This is a genomic window from Streptomyces sp. SPB162 (genome assembly GCF_029504575.1).
GTDB lineage: Bacteria > Actinomycetota > Actinomycetes > Streptomycetales > Streptomycetaceae > Actinacidiphila.
In genome coordinates, this window is the sequence record NZ_JAQFII010000001.1 from 2,332,362 (window position 1) to 2,350,261 (window position 17,900).

Annotated in this window: 17 protein-coding genes and 1 tRNA gene; 9 read left to right on the forward strand and 9 right to left on the reverse strand. The window is 72.3% G+C overall.

The window, feature by feature from the left end:
• Positions 1-11 precede the first annotated feature (11 nt).
• The 3 genes from M2266_RS10725 to M2266_RS10735 all read right to left on the reverse strand — a co-directional run bounded on the left by M2266_RS10725 (position 12) and on the right by M2266_RS10735 (position 1,828).
• The gene (locus tag M2266_RS10725) at positions 12-773 is read right to left on the reverse strand and encodes a DUF4239 domain-containing protein (RefSeq protein WP_277437976.1); all 762 of its coding nucleotides are present in this window, start codon (positions 771-773) and stop codon (positions 12-14) included.
• A 61-nt stretch (positions 774-834) separates the two neighbouring features.
• On the reverse strand, positions 835-1,566 hold the full coding sequence (locus M2266_RS10730; RefSeq protein WP_277437977.1) for a hypothetical protein: 732 nt from the start codon (positions 1,564-1,566) through the stop codon (positions 835-837).
• 190 nt (positions 1,567-1,756) lie between these two features.
• A tRNA-Val gene (locus tag M2266_RS10735) sits at positions 1,757-1,828 on the reverse strand.
• A 190-nt stretch (positions 1,829-2,018) separates the two neighbouring features.
• Between M2266_RS10735 and M2266_RS10740 the strand changes: the two genes are divergently transcribed.
• Together M2266_RS10740 and M2266_RS10745 are read left to right on the forward strand one after the other, a co-directional pair.
• On the forward strand, positions 2,019-3,260 hold the full coding sequence (locus tag M2266_RS10740; protein WP_277437978.1) for a hypothetical protein: 1,242 nt from the start codon (positions 2,019-2,021) through the stop codon (positions 3,258-3,260).
• Between the two features lie 43 nt (positions 3,261-3,303).
• The gene (locus M2266_RS10745; protein ID WP_277437979.1) at positions 3,304-3,519 is read left to right on the forward strand and encodes a zinc ribbon domain-containing protein; all 216 of its coding nucleotides are present in this window, start codon (positions 3,304-3,306) and stop codon (positions 3,517-3,519) included.
• Between the two features lie 76 nt (positions 3,520-3,595).
• Here M2266_RS10745 and M2266_RS10750 read toward each other — a convergent pair whose 3' ends face one another.
• Together M2266_RS10750 and M2266_RS10755 are read right to left on the reverse strand one after the other, a co-directional pair.
• The gene (locus M2266_RS10750; RefSeq protein ID WP_277437980.1) at positions 3,596-5,539 is read right to left on the reverse strand and encodes a phospholipase C, phosphocholine-specific; all 1,944 of its coding nucleotides are present in this window, start codon (positions 5,537-5,539) and stop codon (positions 3,596-3,598) included.
• A 105-nt stretch (positions 5,540-5,644) separates the two neighbouring features.
• Positions 5,645-6,373, reverse strand: coding sequence for a GntR family transcriptional regulator (locus M2266_RS10755; RefSeq protein ID WP_277437981.1), 729 nt, complete (start codon positions 6,371-6,373; stop codon positions 5,645-5,647).
• Positions 6,374-6,582: 209 nt separating this feature from the next.
• Between M2266_RS10755 and M2266_RS10760 the strand changes: the two genes are divergently transcribed.
• From M2266_RS10760 to M2266_RS10785, 6 genes are read left to right on the forward strand one after another with little or no spacing between them, the layout of a single operon-like run.
• Positions 6,583-7,746, forward strand: a complete 1,164-nt coding sequence (locus M2266_RS10760) for an ABC transporter substrate-binding protein (RefSeq protein ID WP_277437982.1) — start codon at positions 6,583-6,585, stop codon at positions 7,744-7,746.
• Positions 7,746-8,600 (forward strand): ABC transporter permease subunit, encoded by an 855-nt coding sequence (locus M2266_RS10765; protein ID WP_277437983.1) that lies wholly within the window; start codon positions 7,746-7,748, stop codon positions 8,598-8,600. Before M2266_RS10760 ends, M2266_RS10765 begins: the two co-directional genes overlap by 1 nt.
• The gene (locus M2266_RS10770; protein WP_277437984.1) at positions 8,588-9,484 is read left to right on the forward strand and encodes an ABC transporter permease subunit; all 897 of its coding nucleotides are present in this window, start codon (positions 8,588-8,590) and stop codon (positions 9,482-9,484) included. The genes M2266_RS10765 and M2266_RS10770 overlap by 13 nt, the downstream gene beginning before the upstream one ends.
• Entirely contained in the window at positions 9,481-10,563 is a 1,083-nt protein-coding gene (locus M2266_RS10775) for an ABC transporter ATP-binding protein (protein WP_277437985.1), read from the forward strand. The genes M2266_RS10770 and M2266_RS10775 overlap by 4 nt, the downstream gene beginning before the upstream one ends.
• Entirely contained in the window at positions 10,560-11,261 is a 702-nt protein-coding gene (locus M2266_RS10780; protein WP_277437986.1) for an HAD family phosphatase, read from the forward strand. The genes M2266_RS10775 and M2266_RS10780 overlap by 4 nt, the downstream gene beginning before the upstream one ends.
• A gap of 53 nt (positions 11,262-11,314) precedes the next feature.
• Entirely contained in the window at positions 11,315-11,896 is a 582-nt protein-coding gene (locus tag M2266_RS10785; protein WP_277437987.1) for a DUF4383 domain-containing protein, read from the forward strand.
• On the opposite strand, the gene M2266_RS10790 is transcribed toward M2266_RS10785, so the two are convergent.
• Positions 11,874-12,533 carry an O-methyltransferase gene (locus M2266_RS10790; protein ID WP_277437988.1) on the reverse strand — a complete coding sequence of 220 codons (660 nt, stop codon included), beginning with the start codon at positions 12,531-12,533 and terminating at the stop codon, positions 11,874-11,876. The genes M2266_RS10785 and M2266_RS10790 overlap by 23 nt on opposite strands.
• 52 nt (positions 12,534-12,585) lie before the next feature.
• On the opposite strand from M2266_RS10790, the gene M2266_RS10795 reads away from it, so the two are divergent.
• Complete coding sequence (locus M2266_RS10795) at positions 12,586-13,212, forward strand: nucleoside/nucleotide kinase family protein (protein ID WP_277437989.1); 627 nt, start codon at positions 12,586-12,588, stop codon at positions 13,210-13,212.
• Between the two features lie 36 nt (positions 13,213-13,248).
• On the opposite strand, the gene M2266_RS10800 is transcribed toward M2266_RS10795, so the two are convergent.
• From M2266_RS10800 to M2266_RS10810, 3 genes are all read right to left on the reverse strand, one after another.
• Positions 13,249-14,094 carry an HAD family hydrolase gene (locus tag M2266_RS10800; RefSeq protein WP_277437990.1) on the reverse strand — a complete coding sequence of 282 codons (846 nt, stop codon included), beginning with the start codon at positions 14,092-14,094 and terminating at the stop codon, positions 13,249-13,251.
• Positions 14,091-16,568: a phosphoribosyltransferase gene (locus tag M2266_RS10805; protein ID WP_277437991.1), complete on the reverse strand. Its 2,478-nt coding sequence runs from the start codon at positions 16,566-16,568 to the stop codon at positions 14,091-14,093. The genes M2266_RS10800 and M2266_RS10805 overlap by 4 nt, the downstream gene beginning before the upstream one ends.
• Positions 16,569-16,697: 129 nt before the next feature.
• Complete coding sequence (locus tag M2266_RS10810) at positions 16,698-17,864, reverse strand: HpcH/HpaI aldolase/citrate lyase family protein (RefSeq protein WP_277437992.1); 1,167 nt, start codon at positions 17,862-17,864, stop codon at positions 16,698-16,700.
• Positions 17,865-17,900 lie beyond the last annotated feature (36 nt).

Consider the following 17,900-nt stretch of genomic DNA (forward strand, 5'->3'; position numbering starts at 1 on the left):
GCGGCACCCCGCTACTGGAGCGCGGGGAACAGGTCCAGGAATACGTCGGGATCCACCGAGATGCCCTGGCCGAACGGAGCGTCCAGGTCCCAGATCAGGAACAACAGGAACGCGATCAGCGCGCTGAACAGGCCGGCCAGCAGCAACTCCCGCCCCGAGCGCCGGATCTGCAGAGTGAAGATCAACCCCACCGTCACCAGGGCGCCCGCGATGAGACCGAACCAGACCATCCCCGGCATGGTCGCGCCCGCGTTCTGGCCGCGTGCCGTGCGCGCCTCGTCGGCGGCCGCGACCTGGTCCACCACCGGCTGGTAGGCCTGCGCGTCCAGGTCGCCCTTGGGGGCGTAGTTCGACACGTCCCGGCGCAGCACCGACAGCAGTTCCGTCCCCTTCGGGGAGAGGGTGCCGTGGTCGGCCATGTACGGCCACTCCTTGTGGACGACGTAACTGACGTACGCGTCGACGTCCGCACGGATCCGGTCCCGCACCTCGGGCGGATACACCTGCACGCGCGTACTGACCTCGTGCAGGGCCTGTGCCTCCCGCATCACGCCGTCCTGCGCCGCGCCCTGGCCCTCCCACACGCCCGCGATGGCCAGGCCCAGGACGATCGCGTAGATCACCCCGATCATCATCGTCATGTACTCGATGACATCCGGCGTCTCGGAGGGGTCGTCGTCCGCCGGGACGCGCCGCTGTCTGAGCACCACGACGGTGATGACGACCACGCAGGCCGCGGCCATCGCGATCACCAGAGCAATCCACTGCGACATGAGGAACTCCTAGCTGACGGAACTGACAGCGGGTCTACGGGTCACCGGTCGTCCGAGGACGTCAACGGCCCCTGCGGTACACGTGCGATCCCGGCTTGAGCACGGCCGCCGCGAGCAGTCCCGGCACCGTCGTGAGCAGCATCGTCATCATCAGCGGCTGCCGGTGGCGCTTGGGCGGCGCCGGGGCCGCGACCGGGGCCGGCCAGTGGACGGCCGGGCGCGCCGGCGGGGCGGGCCGCGGGGTCGGGGTCGGCGAGGGCGCGGAGGTGACGACGGGCGCCGGCTCGCGCGGCGGCGCCGGGGCCGGCGAGGGCCTGACGCGGGGCGGCGGCGTGATCCGCGGGGGCGGGACGACCACGTGCGTCGGCGAGGGTGTCGGAACAGGCGTGGGGGTGGGGCTCGGGGTCGGCGTCGGCGTGGGGGTCGGCGTGGGAGTGGGGGTGGGTGTGGGGGTGGGCGTCGGCGTGGGGGTCGGTTCAGGGCAGGACGGATGGCCGTGGTGCCAGTGCCAGTAGCAGTGGCAGTGGTGGTGCCAGTGGTGGTGCCAGTGGCCGCCGCCGTGACCGTGGCTCTGGCCGTCCTCGCCTTCGTCCTCGTCCTCGTCACCGAGCCCCTGGGGGTCCGGCGCCTGGACGCAGACGTGCACCGAGCCCTGCTCCACGTCGACCACGACCGGTCCCGGACACCCCTCGTCGGCGATCGCCGCCGGGACCAGCAACCCCGAACCGCACAGCACGGCTCCTGCCGCCACCACTGCCGCACGCAGGGCGGCCCTTCCCCACCTGTTTCTCACAGGACAGAGTTTGCGGCTCACCCTCCCACTGATATGCCCCCGTTCGGCACCGTTCCCCCGAACGAATCAATGCAAGATCGTTAAACCTCGCACCAGTTCGCCTATCGGCCGTCCATGCGGGCCTTCGACCCCCGGAACGCCGGGAGCCCCCGGCCATTGCTGGCCGGGGGCTCCCGGATGGATCGAGCGGTGGGCGTGGACGGTTTCGAACCGCCGACCAGCGCCGTGTAAAGGCGCTGCTCTACCACTGAGCTACACGCCCTCGGAACGTGAAGTGACAGGTTACCCCGCCGGACCGGGTGCTCCCCAACCGGATACCAAGGGCGGGTAAAGCATCCCTCCCGCGTTCGGTCAGGTGTCCGTGCAACCGGCCCGGGCCGTGTATTCGTCTTGGTCAGGTGGGAGACTGGAGCCGACAGACACCAGCGGCGGACCTGCGGGAGAGAGTCACTGTGACGACGGCACGCTCGTGGTGGCGGCGCGGCGACAATCTGCGCGCCGATGCCCAGGCCGCTAAGGATGCCGCCTCCCAGGCCTTCTACGAGCTGGACACCGCGCAACGGGATCTGGATCTGTCCATAGAGACCATCAGCGCCGTCGACAACTCGCCGGCCGCGCAGCGCGCGCTGGCCGGGTTCCGGGCGCTCGGGGAGCAGATCGACCAGGTCAGCGGGGCGTATATCGCCACCGTCGACGCCCATGACCTGGATCACGACGAGCTGGACGCGGCGGCCGCGGGCCGGGCTCGCAACGAGCTGACGAAGGCGAAGGAAGACCTCGACCGGGCCAGGGCGGACCTGGACCGGTTCGCCGCGAGCCTCGCGCCCCTGCTGGGGAAGGCCGAGACACAGCTGGCGCGGCTGGCGCCGGCGGTGGAGCGGGCGCGGCAGGGGCTGTTGGCGGCGAGCAACGCGCTGGACGCGGTGCGGGCCGCCGGGCTCAAGGGCGACGAGTTGGCCTCGCGGCTGGCGGCGCTCTCGCCGGAACTGACGAAGCTGAACCAGGGGGCCGGCACGCACGGCGTGCCGGAGACGCTGGCGCGCGCGGAGGACGTGCAGCGCCGTGCGGAGGCGATCCGGGCGGAGGCGTCGCGGCTGCCGGAGCAGGCGAAGGAGATCGACAAGCGGCTGGTCAGCCTGCGCACCCGGGTCGAGGCGCTGGCCACCCGGGCCGGCGGCGTCGAGCCGATCCTCAGTGAGCTGCGGCGGCGCTTCTCGCTGGCGTGCTGGCAGGACCTGCAGCAGGTGCCGGCGCAGGCGGAGACCGCCGTGGCGCAGGCGGGCGCCAAGCTCGCGGAGGCCGCCAAGGCGCGCGACGAGCAGCGCTGGGCCGACGCGACCTCGCGGCTGAGTACGGTGCGGGCGCTGCTGGACGACGTGGACGGGTCGGTCTCCGCCGCCGGTGACCGGCTGCGCCGGCTGAACGAGGTCAGCAAGGATCCGAAGGCCGAGGTCGAGAAGACCCGGTTCGCCATCCGTGACGCGCAGCGGCTCGCGATGCAGGGCCGTACGACTCCCGAGCCCCGGCACGCCCGGCCGCTGGACGACGCGGTGGCACGGCTGGACCGGGCGCTGGCCGCGCTGGAGGGCCGGCACCCGGACTACTGGGCCTTCCTGACGGAGACGGCGTCCGTCCGGGAGACCGTGAACCGGGTGGTCGCGAACATTCGCGAGGACCGCGCGCAAGGTCGCTGACGCTCTTCTCGGGACGACCGGCCCGCGGGGCTATTCTTCGGGCATGCCCCGATACGAGTTTCGCTGCCGGTCCTGCGGTACCACCTTCGAGCTGAACCGGCCGATGGCCCAGTCCTCCGACCCCGCGAGCTGCCCCGAAGGGCACGACGACACGGTGAAGCTGCTGTCGGCCGTCGCCGTGGGCGGCAGCGCCGCTCCCGCGCCGGGTGGCGGCGGTGGCGGTGGCGGCGGATGCTGCGGAGGCGGCTGCTGCAGCTGACCGCCTCCTGTAGTTGGCTGCACAACTCACGGATGTGGGGCCGCCCGAGCGGCAGCGACCCCGCACCCGGTTGCCGTTACGGCTGGAGCCGGCCCGCGAAGCGCCGTTCGAAGCCGTCGCCGTTGTCCGCCGTCACCGTGAAGTCGTAGCGGCCCGCCGCCGTGGACGGGACGACGGCGGTCGCCGAACCGCCGGCGGCGACCGTCACGTGAGTGCCGGCGAAGGTGAACACGGCGGGCCTTCCGCCGGCGTTGGTGAGCGTGAGGTGGACGCCCTCCGGCGTCTCGGCCGCCGCCACCTCGGGGTGCGCCTTCGCCGGGTCGGTCCAGGTGCGGACGTCGCCCTTGTAGCCGCGCAGGAACCCGTCCGGGCCGTGCGCGTCGATGTCGTACGGCCCGCCGCTGACGGCCTGGGCGCTGAAGTAGTCGGTGACGCTGCCGTCCACCGGCAGGGTGTAGCGCCAGGCGCCGAACTTGCGGTGGTTGACGGTGTACATCGACAGGCCGGCGCCGAGGGTGCCGAGGTTGTCGACGGTGATCCAGATAAGGCCCTTGGCGGCGTCGGTCCGCGAGGACGAGCCGAAGCGGTAGCCGGTGGGCAGCGCCGGGCGGTCGCCGGGCTCGACCTCGGGGAAGTGCTGGACGACCGGCGGGAAGAGCGGCGGCAGGACCTTCTTGTGCTGCTCGGCCAGGTCCGCGAGCAGCTTCTTCGTGTCGGGCAGGGCGGGGAACACCGTGCTGGACGTCCGGAAGTCGAACGCCGACATCAGGTCGCCGCAGATGGTGCGGCGCCAGGCGGAGATGTTGGGTTCGCGCACCCCCGTCCAGTTCTCCAGGAACCGCAGGACCGAGGTGTGGTCGAAGACCTCGGAGTTGATGCGGCCGCCCCGGCTCCAGGGGGAGATGACGATCATCGGGACGCGCGGACCGAGCCCGATGGGCGCGCCGTTGATGAACTCGTCGGGGGTGCCGTCGGGGGCGGTCGGCGGGATGACGTGGTCGAAGAAGCCGTCGTTCTCGTCGTAGTTGAGCAGGACGACGGTCTTGGCCCACACCTCGGGATGGGCCGCGAGGGCCTCCAGCACGTAGGACGAGGTGAAGTCCGCGCCCCGGGCCGGCGGGTGGTTGGGGTGCTCCGACTGGTCGGTGGGCGCCACCACCCAACTGACGGCGGGCAGCCTCCCGTTGGCGACGTCCTGGGCGAAGTCGTCGGCGCCCCGCTTGACCATGCCGTTGACGTGCAGCGGTGAGTCCTTGGAGGCGTTCTGGTACTGCCGGAACCAGGCCAGCGCGTTGTCGTCGTAGTTGTCCTCCTGCTGGTAGACCTTCCAGGAGATGCCCGCGGCCTGCAGGCGCTCCGGGTACGTCGTCCAGGTGTAGCCCTTCTCGCTGTTGTCGACGACCGGGCCACCGGCGGTGCCGCGCGGGTCGACCGTGCCCGACCACAGGTAGAGGCGGTTGGGGTTGGTGGACGCCATGGTGGAGCAGAAGTACTGGTCGCAGAGGGTGAAGGCGTCGGCGAGCGCGTACTGGAAGGGGATGTCCTGACGCCGGTAGTAGCCCATCGTGTACCAGGTCTTGGCGGGGATCCAGTTGTTGTACTGGCCGTTGGCCCAGGCGCTGTGGGTGCCGTCCCAGGAGTGGTCCAGGTCGAAGATCCGCTGGGCGTCGGACGTGCCGGTGTCCAGGTGCCAGGGCAGCAGGCTGGTGCCCCCGACGGAGCCGAGCAGCCGCTGGTGCAGGACGTCGGAACCCTTCGGGAAGCGCAGCAGCGAGCTGTCGCCATAGCCGCGGGCACCGTTCAGGGTGCCGAAGTAGTGGTCGAAGGAACGGTTCTCCTGCATCAGGACCACAACGTGTTCGACATCGTCCAGCGTGCCCTGCCGGGCGGGCTCGGCCAGCGCCTGCTGCAGCCCCGCGGGCAGCACGCCGGCGCCGATGGCCGCACCCGTGGCGACCGCCGAACCCAGCAGTGTGCGGCGGGAGATACCGGATCTGGGCAGGCGGGAGAGGTCGGACACGGTGCCTCCTGGTCAGAGAGGTGCGAGGGCGCTACTCGGGGTTACTGACGAGTAGCGATGATGGCAGCCGCGCATGAACAGAGGAAGACCGGGGACGAACGTTCGTCAGATTCCCGCGCGGCGGGAGAGCGAGGTGACCGCCGTCGAGTTGTGGACGGTGAAGGCCACCGTTCCCGGCAGATAGCGGTCCTGCGACCACTCCACCGGGAAACCCGCCGGATCGGTGGTGTGCCGCCGCTCGCGCAGCAGCGGATCGCCCACCGCGCAGCCCAGCAGCCGGGCGTCGTCGGCGTCGGCGAGGGCCAGGTCGATGGTGTGGTGGGCGTCGGCGAACAGCACGCCCTGCTCCTGGAGCGGCACGGTGTGCGAGACCGCGTGCGGATCGAACGCCTCGACCAGGACGCCCACGCGCTCGGGGTAGACGGACCGCTCCACCATCACCGGGACGCCGGACAGGGTGCGCACCCGCAGCACCCGGTAGACGTCGTCGCCCGGTTCCAGCCGCAGCCGCTCGCGTTCGACCTCGTCGGCGGGGCCGCGGACGATCTCCACCACCCGGCCACCGGGCTCCTCGCCGATGGAGCGGGCCCAGCGCGTGAAGCTGAGCAGCTCGGCGAAGCTCTGGACCCGGGTGGTGCCCAGCACGACGCGGCGGGTGCCGCGCCGGGAGGTGACCAGACCGTCGGCGCGCAGTACGGCCAGTGCTTGGCGCACGGTGCCGCGCGAGACGCCGTAGCGGGTGGCGAGTTCGCTCTCGGCGGGCAGCCGGCCGCCGGACCCGTAGGCGCCGTCGGCGATGCCCTGCCGGAGGTCGGCGGCCACCTTCCGATACATCGACTGCCGGCCATCCGCCACGCTGCTCCCCCACGTCGATCCACGTCGATCCCTGCTCCGGCGACCGAGCCTAACCGCCGTTCCCGGGGGAACCAGGGCGTTCCCCTGACCGACGCCGCGACTCGGCGGTCCGTTCACCTTCCGGCCACCGCCCTCCGGCGTACTGGGGTCGCGTTGTTCAAGTTGTACAGCCAACCCTGGCCATGCCCATGGAGAGTCCCGTGTTTCTGCCCCGCCCCCGGGCCGCCGGCCTCGCAGGTGTCCTCGCCATAGCGGCGCTCGGCCTCAGTGCCTGTGGCGCCGCACCCACCGAGTCCACCGCGGCCGACGGCAAGAAGAGCGCCGCCACCGCCACCTCCGCCGCCGAACTGGGCGGGATGGACGCCCTGGTCGCCGCCGCGAAGAAGGAGGGCACGCTCAACGCGATCGCCCTGCCGCGCGACTGGGCCAACTACGGCGCGATCATCGACGGCTTCGGCAAGAAGTACGGCATCAAGGTCGCCGTCGAGAACCCGGACGCCTCCAGCCAGATCGAGATCAGCGCGATCAGCACCCGCAAGGGCCAGGACCGCGCCCCCGACGTCGTCGACCTCGGCAGCGCCTTCGCGCTGAGCGGCGCCGCGCAGGGCCTGTTCGCCTCGTACAAGGTCGCCGACTACGAGAAGATCCCGGCCGCCCAGAAGGACGCACAGGCGCGCTGGTACTACGACTACGGCGGCTACGTCTCGATCGGCTGCGACGCCAAGCGCGTCAAGGAGTGCCCCTCGACCTTCGCGGACCTCCTCAAGCCGCAGTACAAGGGCCAGGTGGCGCTGAACGGCAACCCGACGAAGTCCGGTTCCGCCTTCGGCGGCGTGTACGCGGCGGCCCTCGCCAACAAGGGCTCCTTCGACGACATCCAGCCCGGTCTGGACTTCTTCGGGCAGCTGAAGAAGTCGGGCAACTACAACCCGGTGGAGTCGACGCCGGCGACCGTCCAGAAGGGCGAGACGCCGATCAGCATCGACTGGGACTACCTCAACGCCGGCTACACCGACGAGTTCAAGAGCAAGAACGTGGACTGGAAGGTCTCCATCCCGAGCGACGGCGTCTACGCCCAGTACTACGCGCAGGCCGTGAACAAGGACGCGCCGCACCCGGCCGCCGCCCGCCTGTGGCAGGAGTACCTGTACAGCGCCGAGGGCCAGAACCTGTGGCTCAAGGGGTACGCCCGCCCGGTACTGATGGACTCCCTCAAGCAGGCCGGCACGCTCGACGCGGCCGCCGCCGCCAAGCTGCCCGCCGTCGCCGGCACCCCGGCCTTCCCGACGCCCGCGCAGGTGGACGCGGCCAAGAAGGCCGTCACCCAGGGTTGGGCCAAGGCCGTCTCCTGATGACCTCGAAGACCAAGGCGCCGGCCGGCCTGCTGGCGGCGCTGCCCCTCGTGCTGTTCATGCTGGTGGCGTTCGGCCTGCCCGCCGCCGCCATGCTGACCGGTGCCTTCAGTACGTCGAGCGACGCGCCGGGCGGCGCGCGGTGGACGACGGCGAACCTCACGGACTCGCTCCAGGGCGCCTACCTCACCGGGCTGGTCAGCAGCGTCAAACTGTCGGCGCTCTCCGCGCTGCTGGCCGCCGTGCTCGGACTCCCCCTCGCGCAGGCCGTGGTGACCTCGCGGCACCGCGCCCTGCGTGAGGGCGTCCTCGCGGCGTCCGGCGTGCTCGCCAACTTCGGCGGGGTGCCGCTCGCGTTCGCCTTCATCGCCACCCTCGGCAACGCGGGCGTCCTCACCGAGCACCTCGGCCTGACCGGTGCCGGCTGGAGCCTCTACTCGTTCTGGGGCCTGGTCACCGTCTACCTGTACTTCCTGCTGCCGCTGATGGTCCTGGCCATCACCCCGGCGCTGGAGGGGCTGCGCACCCAGTGGCGCGAGGCCGCGCAGAACAACGGCGCCACCGGCTTCCAATACTGGCGGCACGTCGCGCTGCCGGTGCTGGCCCCATCCCTGCTCGGCGGTTATGTGCTGCTCTTCGGCAGCGCCTTCGCCGCCTACGCCACGGCCGCCGCGCTGGGCAGCGGCTCGGTGCCGCTGATCACCGTGCAGATCGCCGACGCGCTGTCCGGCAACGTCCTGGTCGGCCAGGGCAACATCGCGCTCGCGCTCAGTCTGGACATGGTCGTGGTCGCCGGGCTCGTCATGGCGGTCTACGTCCCCCTCCAGCGAAGGAGCGCACGATGGCTCGACTGACCCGCAAGCCGCTGTGGCGCGGCGCCGTCGGCCTGGTGGCAGGCCTGTACTTCCTGGTCCCGGTGGCCGCCTCGGTGATCTTCACCGTGGATGTCCCCGGCCAGGGTTACACCCTCGACGCGTACAGCGGCATCCTCGGCGCGGACGGCTTCGCCGACAGCCTGCTGCTCACCCTGGAACTGGCCGCCGCGACCATCGTCCTGGTGATGCTGCTGCTCGTCCCCGCGCTGGTCGCGGTGCGGCTCGGCGCCCCGCGGCTGCGGCCGGTGCTGGAGGTCATCTGCTCGCTGCCCCTGGTGGTCCCGTCGGTGGCGCTGGTCTCCGGCTACAGCAGCGTGCTGCGCTGGGGCCCTGAACACCTGTCGCGCACCCCGCTGTTCCAGACGTTCACCGCCGTGCAGGACAAGCGGTTCCCGTTCGTCCTGGTCCTCGCCTACACGGTGATGGCGCTGCCGCTCGCCTACCGGGCGCTGGACGCCGGGCTGCGCGCGGTCGACGTCCGCGTCCTGGTGGAGGCCGCGCGCAGCTGCGGCGCGAGCGCTCCGCGCGCCGTCCTGCAGGTGGTGCTGCCCAACCTCCGTGGCGCGCTGCTGAACGCGTCCTTCCTCACCCTCGCGCTGGTCCTGGGCGAGTACACCGTCGGCGCACTGCTCGGCTACCAGCCGTTCGCGGTGTGGATCGTCAACACCGGCGGCGACCAGGCGCAGCTGTCGGTGGCCGTCTCGGTGCTGAGCCTGGTCGTCACCTGGCTGCTGCTGCTGGTGTTCGCCGCGCTCGGCCGGCCCCGCGACCGGTCCCGTTCCCTCTCCCGCACCTCCCGCCCATCCCGCCGGGACCGCCCTGACACGGCCGCTCCCGTACCCCTCGCACAGGAGGTGGCATGACCGCCGCTACGGCCGAGCGGGCCACGTCGCCCGCCCCATCGGCCACGACCGTCGAGTTCCGCGCGCTGCGTAAGTCCTTCGGCGCCACCACCGCCCTCGACGGACTGGACCTGACCGCCCGCCCCGGTGAACTGCTCGCGCTGCTCGGCCCGTCCGGCTGCGGCAAGACCACGGCGCTGCGCATGCTGGCCGGCTTCGAACGGCCCGACTCCGGCCAGGTCCTGGTCGACGGCCAGGACATCAGCGGTGTGCCGGCGCACCGCCGGGACGCCGGGATGGTCTTCCAGTCCTACAGCCTCTTCCCGCACCTGACGGCCGCCGACAACGTCGCGTTCGGTCTGAAGATGCGGCGGACCGGCGCCGCCGAGCGGCGCTCGCGCGCCCGTGAGCTGCTGGAGCTGGTCGGGCTGCCGCAGCACGCCGACCGCTACCCGCACCAGCTCTCCGGCGGGCAGCAGCAGCGGGTGGCGCTCGCCCGCGCGCTGGCGCTGCGGCCCAAAGTTCTGCTGCTGGACGAACCGCTGTCAGCGCTGGACGCCAAGGTCCGGGTGACGCTGCGCGAGGAGATCAGGCGGCTGCAGCGGGAGCTGCGGATCACCACCGTCTTCGTCACGCACGACCAGGAGGAGGCGCTGTCGACGGCCGACCGGGTCGCGGTGATGCGCGACGGCCGCCTCGAGCAGGTCGCCACCCCGTCCGAGCTGTACGACACGCCCGCGACCGCGTTCGTCGCCGAGTTCGTCGGCACCATGAACCGGCTGCCGGGTGTCATGGCCGACGGTGAGGTGGAGGTGCTCGGACAGCGACTGCCGGTGCGCGGCACCGCCCCCGCGCACGGCCCGGTGGACGTCCTGGTCCGGCCGGAGGCCCTGGAGGCCGCCGCGGACGCCGGCGGCCGCTCCCGGGTGCTGACCGCGGCCTTCCACGGCGCGGTCACCCGCCTCACCCTGTCGCTGCCGGACGGCGCGACGGTCAAGGCGGACGTGCCCAGCCACCGCGCGGCCACCCTGCCGGCCGGCGCGAACGTCACCGTGACCCTTCCGCGGCGCCCGGTGCTCGTCGACGGCCCTGCCGCGTGACGCTGCAGGCGGTGCTCTTCGATATGGACGGCACGCTCGTCGACACCGAGGGGGTGTGGTGGGACGCGGTCGCCGAGACCGCCTCCGCGCTCGGCCACCCGCTGACCGAGGCGGACGTCCCCGACGTGTTGGGCCGGTCGGTCGACCACACCACCGGCCATCTGCGCACGGTCACCGGGACCGGGCGTACCCATGAGCACCTGGCGGCGGAGCTGGACGCCCGCTTCGCCGAGCTGGTGGCCCGCGGGGTACGGCCGCGCCCCGGCGCGACGGCGCTGCTGGCCGGGCTGCGCGCGGAGGGGGTGGTGACGGCGCTGGTCTCGGCCTCGCCGCGGCGGGTGGTGGACCTGGTGCTCGACGTGCTCGGCCGGGAGAACTTCGCGGTCTCCGTCACCGCCGACGACACCGCCCGCACCAAGCCCGCGCCCGACCCGTACCTGGAGGCGGCCCGGCTGCTCGGCGCTTCGCCGGCCCGCTGCGTCGCCGTGGAGGACACCCCCACCGGAGTGGCCTCCGCCGAGGCCGCCGGCTGCCGGGTGCTGGCCGTCCCGTCCGTCGTGCCGATCCCGGCCGCCCCGGGCAGGACGGTGCTGAGCAGCCTGGAGGAGGTGGGGCCGGCCCTGCTGCGCTCCCTCGTCGCAGGCGGGGCAGCCGCGGCCGGAGCGGTTGAGGAACCTGCTCGCAGGGGGGAGGCTTGAGATAAGCGGGGTATCCGGTTCCGTTTACCCGCGCTCCGTCGAGGAGGCCGCTCATGAACGTCGCGCTGGATGATCACCTGCCCGCCGACCACCGGCTGAACCAGGTCTACCGGATCGGCGCGGGGCTCATGGGGCTCATCCTGCTGATCTTCGGCATCCTCGGGCTGCTCGACCAGATCCCGCTCTTCGACACCCACGGCGACACGGTGGCGGGCCTCAACACCAACGGCACCCTCAGCGTCCTGTCGATCGCCGTCGGGGTGCTGCTCTTCGCGGGCATGGTCATCGGCGGGAACGCCGCCTCGACGCTGAACATGGTCCTGGGCATCCTGTTCATCCTCAGCGGCTTCGTCAATCTCGCCCTGCTGGACAGCAGCCACAACTTCCTGGCCTTCCGGATGCCCAACGTGATCTTCAGCTTCGTGGTCGGGCTGATGCTGCTCGTCTTCGGCATGTACGGCCGCGTCTCCGGCGGCCTCCCGCACGACAACCCGAACTGGAAGCGGCGCCACCCCGAGGCGGCAGCGCGCGAGGCGGCGGCCCGCGAGGCGGCGGCCGCCCGCCGGACCCCGCCTCGCGGGCTGCCTCAGGACTGGACGTGGTCGCCCGGGGCTACCGGCGGCGGGCGACGGTGAGCCCGTCCGCGACCGTGAGCAGCACGTCGTCCATCCGCTCGTCTTCCCGCACCCGGTCGTTGAAGGCCCGGATCGCCGCCGCCGGCCCTTCCGCGGCCGGGTCGGCGACCGCACCGTGGTAGAGGGTGTTGTCGGCGACGATCAAGCCGCCGGGGTTCATCCGCGGCACCAGCTCCTCCCAGTACGCGAGGTAGCTCACCTTGTCCGCGTCGAGGAAGACGAAGTCGATCCACGGCCCCTCCGGCAGCGCCCGCAGCGTGTCCAGCGCCGGGGCGATCCGCAGGTCGATCCGGTCCGCGACACCCGCCTTCGCCCAGGCCTCGCGGCCGACGGCCGTCCACTCCTCGGAGACGTCGCAGGCGATGAGCTGTCCGTCCGCGGGCATCGCCTGGGCCATCGACAGCGTGGAGAACCCGGTGAACGTGCCGACCTCGACGATGCGGCGGGCCCCGATCAGCCGCACCAGGAAGGCGAGCAGCGGGCCCTGCTCCTCAGCGGTCTGCAGCCCCGACACGTCGGCGAGCCGGGTGTGGGTGAGCTCGACCAGTTCCCGCTGGACCGGGTCCAGCGGCGGGTTGTGCGCCAGTACATACGCGTACAGCTCGGGGGTGAGCTGCGGATTCTTCGTCTCGTACAAGGTTTCTCCTCGAATGGACGTGCCGTCCTGACCTGGCCGTAAGGTGACGGGCATGCTCGTCGATGACACCGTCGCCCTGGTGCCCAGCATTCCAGGCCGCAGGGCCCTGCTGGGAATGGCGGGCGCGCCCGCCGCGGGCAAGTCCACGCTCGCCCGCCGGCTGGTCGACGGCGTCAACGCGCGGCTCGGCGCGGACACGGCGGCGTACGTCCCGATGGACGGCTTCCATCTGTCCAACGCCCAGTTGGCACGGCTGGGCCGGGCCGACCGCAAGGGCGCGCCCGACACCTTCGACGTGGACGGCTACGTCCACCTGCTGCGCCGGCTGCGGTCCCGCCCCGAACGGCCCGTCTACGTGCCCGAGTTCGACCGCCGACTGGAGGAGCCGATCGCCGCGGGCCTGGTCGTGCTCCCCCAGGTGCGGCTGATCGTCACGGAGGGGAACTACCTCGCCGACGACGGGCCCGGCTGGGAGGCGGTACGCGACCTGCTCGACGAGGTGTGGTTCGTCGACGCCCCGCGGGCGGTGCGCGAGCGGCGGTTGCTGCGCCGCCACATCCGCGGCGGGCGCAGCGAATCCGAGGCGCACGCCTTCATAGCGTCCAGCGAGCGCCCCAACGCCGACCGGGTCGAGGCCGCCCGCGCCAACTGCACGCGCGTGGTGACCACCGGGGACTGACCCACGCCTCGGGGTCGGACAGACCACTCACCCGCGTCACGCGGCCGCGGCACCGTCCTGCGCGCCGGCCGCCACCCGCGCGAGCATCCGCCGCAGGATCTCCTCGCCCGCGGCGACACCCAGCGTGGCCAGCGCTGTCACGTGCGGCGCCGTCCAGCCGCTGTCCGCCAGCTCGCCGTGCCCCGGCTGCCAGCCCGCGTCGGCGGCGAGCAGCAGGTCGGCGTCGAGGAGGGAGTCGCCCGCGGCCAGCACCTCGGTGGCACCGGTACGCCGGACGACCTCCTCCAGTGCCGCGCTCTTGCGCAGCGGCTTGGGGACCGTGTAGATCTTCCGGCCCTGCAGCGACACCGTCCAGCCGCGCCCGTCGGCCCACTCGGCCAGGTCCTTCACGAAGTTCTCCGGCAGCAGCGACCGCTCCACCACGAGATACGCGAACAGGTCCTCGGCCACCCGCTCCTTGCGCAGCCACGCCGGGTCCGTCACCCGCGCCAGGTGCGCGCGCACCTCCGCCAGCGGCACCGAACCGTCCGCGAGACGCCGACGCATCTCGGCGTTCCAGTCCTGGTCGGTGCGGCCGTCGACCAGCAGATGCCCGCCGTTGGCACAGATCGCGAAGCGCGGCACCGGCCCCGGCAGGCTGATCCGTCGGTACTGCTTGCGGGTCCGGGTGGTGGCCGGCACGAACTCCGCCTCGGCGGCCAGCCGCTGCACCAGCGTGGCCGCCGTCTCCGTCATGAACGACAGCGGCTTCGCCTCGTGCACCTCGACGCAGAGCAGCCGCGGGGCGTGCTCGTCGGGCATGCCGAGCGCGAGCGCGGCGGAGGAGTAGATCAGCGTCCGGTCCAGGTCGCTGGCGGCGAGGGTACGGTGTGCGGTGCTCATCGGGCGTCCGCCTTTCCGTCGGTGGCGGTGGCGGTGGCGGTATCGGTCGAGGTGGCGGGGGTGGTGGCCGCCAGGCCGTCGGCCCCCGTGGCCCCCCGGGTGAAGCGCGGGTGGATCAGACCGACGCACGAGTACGGCAGCCCGTCCACCTCCTCCACCGGCACCCCGCGCTGCTCGGCGAGCAGCCGCACATGGTCCAGGTCCGCGCCCGCGCCGCGCTGCGCCAGGATCTTCCAGGGGACGCGGCGCAGCAGCACCCGCGTCGTCTCGCCGACACCGGGCTTGACGAGGTTCACGTCCCCGATGCCGTACTCCTCGCTGATCCGCTCGACGGCGGCCCAGCCCTCCCAGGTCGGGCTGCGGTCCTGCGACCGCAGCTCCTTCACGTCCGCGGCGACCGCGTCGGCGACCTCGTCGAAGCGGGCCGTCACCGTGTCCAGGAAGAGCCCGGAGACGTCCGACCCGGCCAGCTCCCGGTAGAACTTCCCGCCGTGGAACTCGTCGGGCCCGATCAGGTCCGCGCGCAGCACGGTGCGCGAGATGAGCCCGGAGACGGTGGAGTTGAGGCAGGCGGAGGGGATGAGGAAGTCGTCCCGGGTGCCGTAGGTGCCCACGCAACCGCCCGGGTCGGCGAGCACCGCGATGTCGGGGTTGAACTTCCCGAACGGCTTGACCGCCTCGGCCAGCTCGCGGGTGATCGCGCCCTTGCCGGTCCAGCCGTCGACGAAGACGACCTGCTCCGGGTCGTGGTGCTCGGCCAGCCAGCGCAGCGCGGTGGTGTCGATGCCCCGGCCGCGCACGATCGAGACGGCGTAGTGCGGCAGCTCCAGGCCGTGCGCGTGCCGCGCCCAGCGGCGCATCAGCACCCCGACCGGCGTGCCGGCCCGCGCCAGCGAGACGAGGACGACGTCCGGGCCGCGCTCGGTCAGCACCAGCTCGGTGACCGCGCCCACCGCCCTGGCGATCCGGTCGGCGGACGTCTCCAGCGCGGCACGGAACAGCGCCTGGTACGCCTCGCTCGGCTGGTACTCCACCGGCAGCGACTCCGCGTAGTGCGCCCCGCCGCTCTGTATTGCCTCCTCGCGCTCCTCGGTCGGCGCCTCCAGCTCGACGTCCGACAGGTCCTTCAGCAGCCACCCGACCTCGTCCGCCGCGTACGACGAGAACGCCGGACCGCGCAGGGGGGAGGGGAGCGTGGTGGTCTGGGCCATCTGCTGAACCTGTCCGTTCGGTTGGTACGCGGGCACGACCGCGAGCAGTACCCGCCCGGTGTGGGCGGCGAGGTGCGCGAGCAGCCCGTCGGGCGCGTGCAGCGCCGGGGTGTCCCCCGCCGAGTCCACGACGGCGACGATCACGTCGAAGTCGCCGCCCGCCACGTTGTAGGCGTAGCGCGGGCCGGGCCCGTCGGAGGGGTCGTCGTGGGCGGGGAAGACGATCCGGCTGCGGATCGCGTAGCCGGGGTCGTCCACGGCCAGTACGGGCGAGCGGGTGGTGGTGGAGAACCGGACGTCGGCGCCGATACCGTCCTGGATCTCCTGGGCGAGCCGCAGCGGCGCGTACATCAGCTCCTCGTTGCCGAGGACGAGGACGCGGCGCGCGTCGTCCGGGAGCGCCAGGCGCACCGCCTCGGCCATCGACGGCACCGCCGCCTCCAGCCGCTCCCGGTGCGCGGGCGTGAAACCGTGCCGCCCGCCGTCCGGCAGTCCCTCGGGCCAGCCGAGGTCCACCCGGACCACGTCGTACGCCGTCGCGGGCGCGGGCGGCGGCGTCACGCTCGCCCTGACGAGCGCCTGGCCGCGTTCCAGCACGCCCTCCGGCAGCCGGACCGTGCCGGACGCCAGCGACAGCAGGTCGATGCGCGCGCCGAGCCCGGCGGCGAACTCCGTCAGCCGCTCCCGGTCCGCCTCCGACCGCATGTCCACGAGCGCGACGACCACGTAGTGGGCGCGCGGGTGGCGGGCGTGCAGGTCCCTGATCGTGTTGAGGACGGTCTGGCCCGTCGAGAACTCGTCGTCGACCAGCACCAGCGGCCCGGCCCCGGTCAGCAGCTCCGGATCCTCCGGCAGCAGCAGATGGCCGGTCGCGTGGCTGTGCTCCTCCTCGAAACCGCCGGCCGCCGCGACCCCGGCGACCGCACGCCGCGTCGAGTGCAGATACGGGGTGAGGGCGAGCCCGTCGGCCACCGCGTGCCCGAGGCCCGTCGCGGTCTCCGCGTAACCGAGGACGACGGACCGCGCGGCCTCGTCGTCACCGAGCAGCTCCCGCACCCGGCGGCCGAGCCCGTACCCGGCGGCGTGGACGTCGAAGGGGTGCCGGGGGACGTGCTTGCCCAGCACGTTCGACACCAGCAGGTGCGCGCGCTTCGGGTTGTCCCGCAGCGCGAGCCCGAGCAGATCGGTCAGTCCCTCGCCCTCCAGGGCGATGTCCAGCCGGTCCGCGACCCACTGGCCGGTCCATGTCGGTGTTGCTGCCATGCGGTGCTTCTCACTTCTGTGCGTCGATGCGTCGATCAGACGCGGTGTGGATCAGGCGCGGTGGCGATCAGGCGCGGCGTGGCCGGGCGCGCTGCGATCGGACGCGACGTGGGTCAGACGCCCCGTGGATCAGGACGGCAGACAGGCCGCGAGCAGTTCCACGAAGCCGATGTCGGCGCGGGCCACCCCGAAGATCTCGGCGCGGCGCATGGTGCGCTCGGCCCAGGCCCGGTGCGGCTTCACCTCGTTCATCTTGTTCGTGTAGGCGGAGCGCAGGACCCCGCCGCCCGTGCGGTCCTCGTGCAGGATGTCGGCGGCGTCGCAGAACTCCTCGTGCGTGACCACGTTCAGCGCGTGCACGGGGAAGACATGGGTGGGGTGGATGCACGTCTTGCCCTGCAGGCCGTTGGCCCGGTCCAGCTCGATCTCGCGCAGCAGCCCGTCCATGTCGTGCTCGATGAGCGCGGTGCGCAGGTCCTCCGCCTCCGGGGTGAAGGGGCTGCGCCGCAGCTGCGGCTTGAACATCCGCTCGTGGTGCCGGAAGTACTCCCAGACCGGCCCGGTCACCGTGAACCCGGTCCCGTCGGCCCGCCCGAAGACGTTGACGACGTCCGCGATGACCGAGGCGACGATCTGGACGTCGTACGCCGTCATCGCGGGCGCCCTGCGCAGCGCGTACGAGGAGCAGAAGTCCGTCACGCCCAGCCTGAGGGCCAGCACCCGGTCCCGGTACTTGTCGACCGTGCGGTAGATCCCGGAGAGCGTCTCGACACGGCTCTCCAGGTGCATCAGCTGCGGGGACTCCAGGACCGGCATGGCGAAGAGCCGGTGGCCGCACGCGATCTCCGCGGCGGCGAGCGCCTCCAGGAAGGGGACGCCGCTCTCCTCGGTGAACTTCGGCAGCACGAATCCGGACAGCAGTCGCACCGTGTCACCGAGTCGTCGCACCAGGTCGACGATCTGCGCCGGGGTGCGGACCCGGACGAACAGCAGCGGCGGGTCGCCCGCGCTCTTCCGCCGGTCCAGGTCGGCGAACTGGCGGACCAGATTGGCCTCGGCGTCGACCACCTCGCGGTCGTCGATCGAGTCCTCCAGGCACAGCACCATGGACACGACACCGTGCGCGGCCTGCTTCAGTACGTCGTCGGCCAAGCGCGGCCGGGTCGCCGGACTGTAGAGGGTCGCGCCCAGGGCGACCGAGAGCGTGCGGGCGGACGAGTCCGCGGTGAATTCCTGCGGCTCGCGGTGGAACAGTTCGCTCCGCACGTCTGTCGCAAGGTGTCCGAAGTGGCGCATACGCCCCCTTCTGTACATGGCTGACCGAATAGCATC

What these genes read in the sequence shown, in the direction of transcription:
- M2266_RS10765 (WP_277437983.1), top strand. Translation starts at nt 7,746, where the DNA reads ATGACCTCGAAGACCAAGGCGCCGGCCGGCCTGCTGGCGGCGCTGCCC.
- M2266_RS10805 (WP_277437991.1), bottom strand. Translation starts at nt 16,568, where the DNA reads ATGGCAGCAACACCGACATGGACCGGCCAGTGGGTCGCGGACCGGCTG.
- M2266_RS10755 (WP_277437981.1), bottom strand. Translation starts at nt 6,373, where the DNA reads ATGTATCGGAAGGTGGCCGCCGACCTCCGGCAGGGCATCGCCGACGGC.
- M2266_RS10810 (WP_277437992.1), bottom strand. Translation starts at nt 17,864, where the DNA reads ATGCGCCACTTCGGACACCTTGCGACAGACGTGCGGAGCGAACTGTTC.
- M2266_RS10745 (WP_277437979.1), top strand. Translation starts at nt 3,304, where the DNA reads ATGCCCCGATACGAGTTTCGCTGCCGGTCCTGCGGTACCACCTTCGAG.
- M2266_RS10775 (WP_277437985.1), top strand. Translation starts at nt 9,481, where the DNA reads ATGACCGCCGCTACGGCCGAGCGGGCCACGTCGCCCGCCCCATCGGCC.
- M2266_RS10800 (WP_277437990.1), bottom strand. Translation starts at nt 14,094, where the DNA reads ATGAGCACCGCACACCGTACCCTCGCCGCCAGCGACCTGGACCGGACG.
- M2266_RS10785 (WP_277437987.1), top strand. Translation starts at nt 11,315, where the DNA reads ATGAACGTCGCGCTGGATGATCACCTGCCCGCCGACCACCGGCTGAAC.
- M2266_RS10795 (WP_277437989.1), top strand. Translation starts at nt 12,586, where the DNA reads ATGCTCGTCGATGACACCGTCGCCCTGGTGCCCAGCATTCCAGGCCGC.
- M2266_RS10770 (WP_277437984.1), top strand. Translation starts at nt 8,588, where the DNA reads ATGGCTCGACTGACCCGCAAGCCGCTGTGGCGCGGCGCCGTCGGCCTG.
- M2266_RS10725 (WP_277437976.1), bottom strand. Translation starts at nt 773, where the DNA reads ATGTCGCAGTGGATTGCTCTGGTGATCGCGATGGCCGCGGCCTGCGTG.
- M2266_RS10760 (WP_277437982.1), top strand. Translation starts at nt 6,583, where the DNA reads ATGGAGAGTCCCGTGTTTCTGCCCCGCCCCCGGGCCGCCGGCCTCGCA.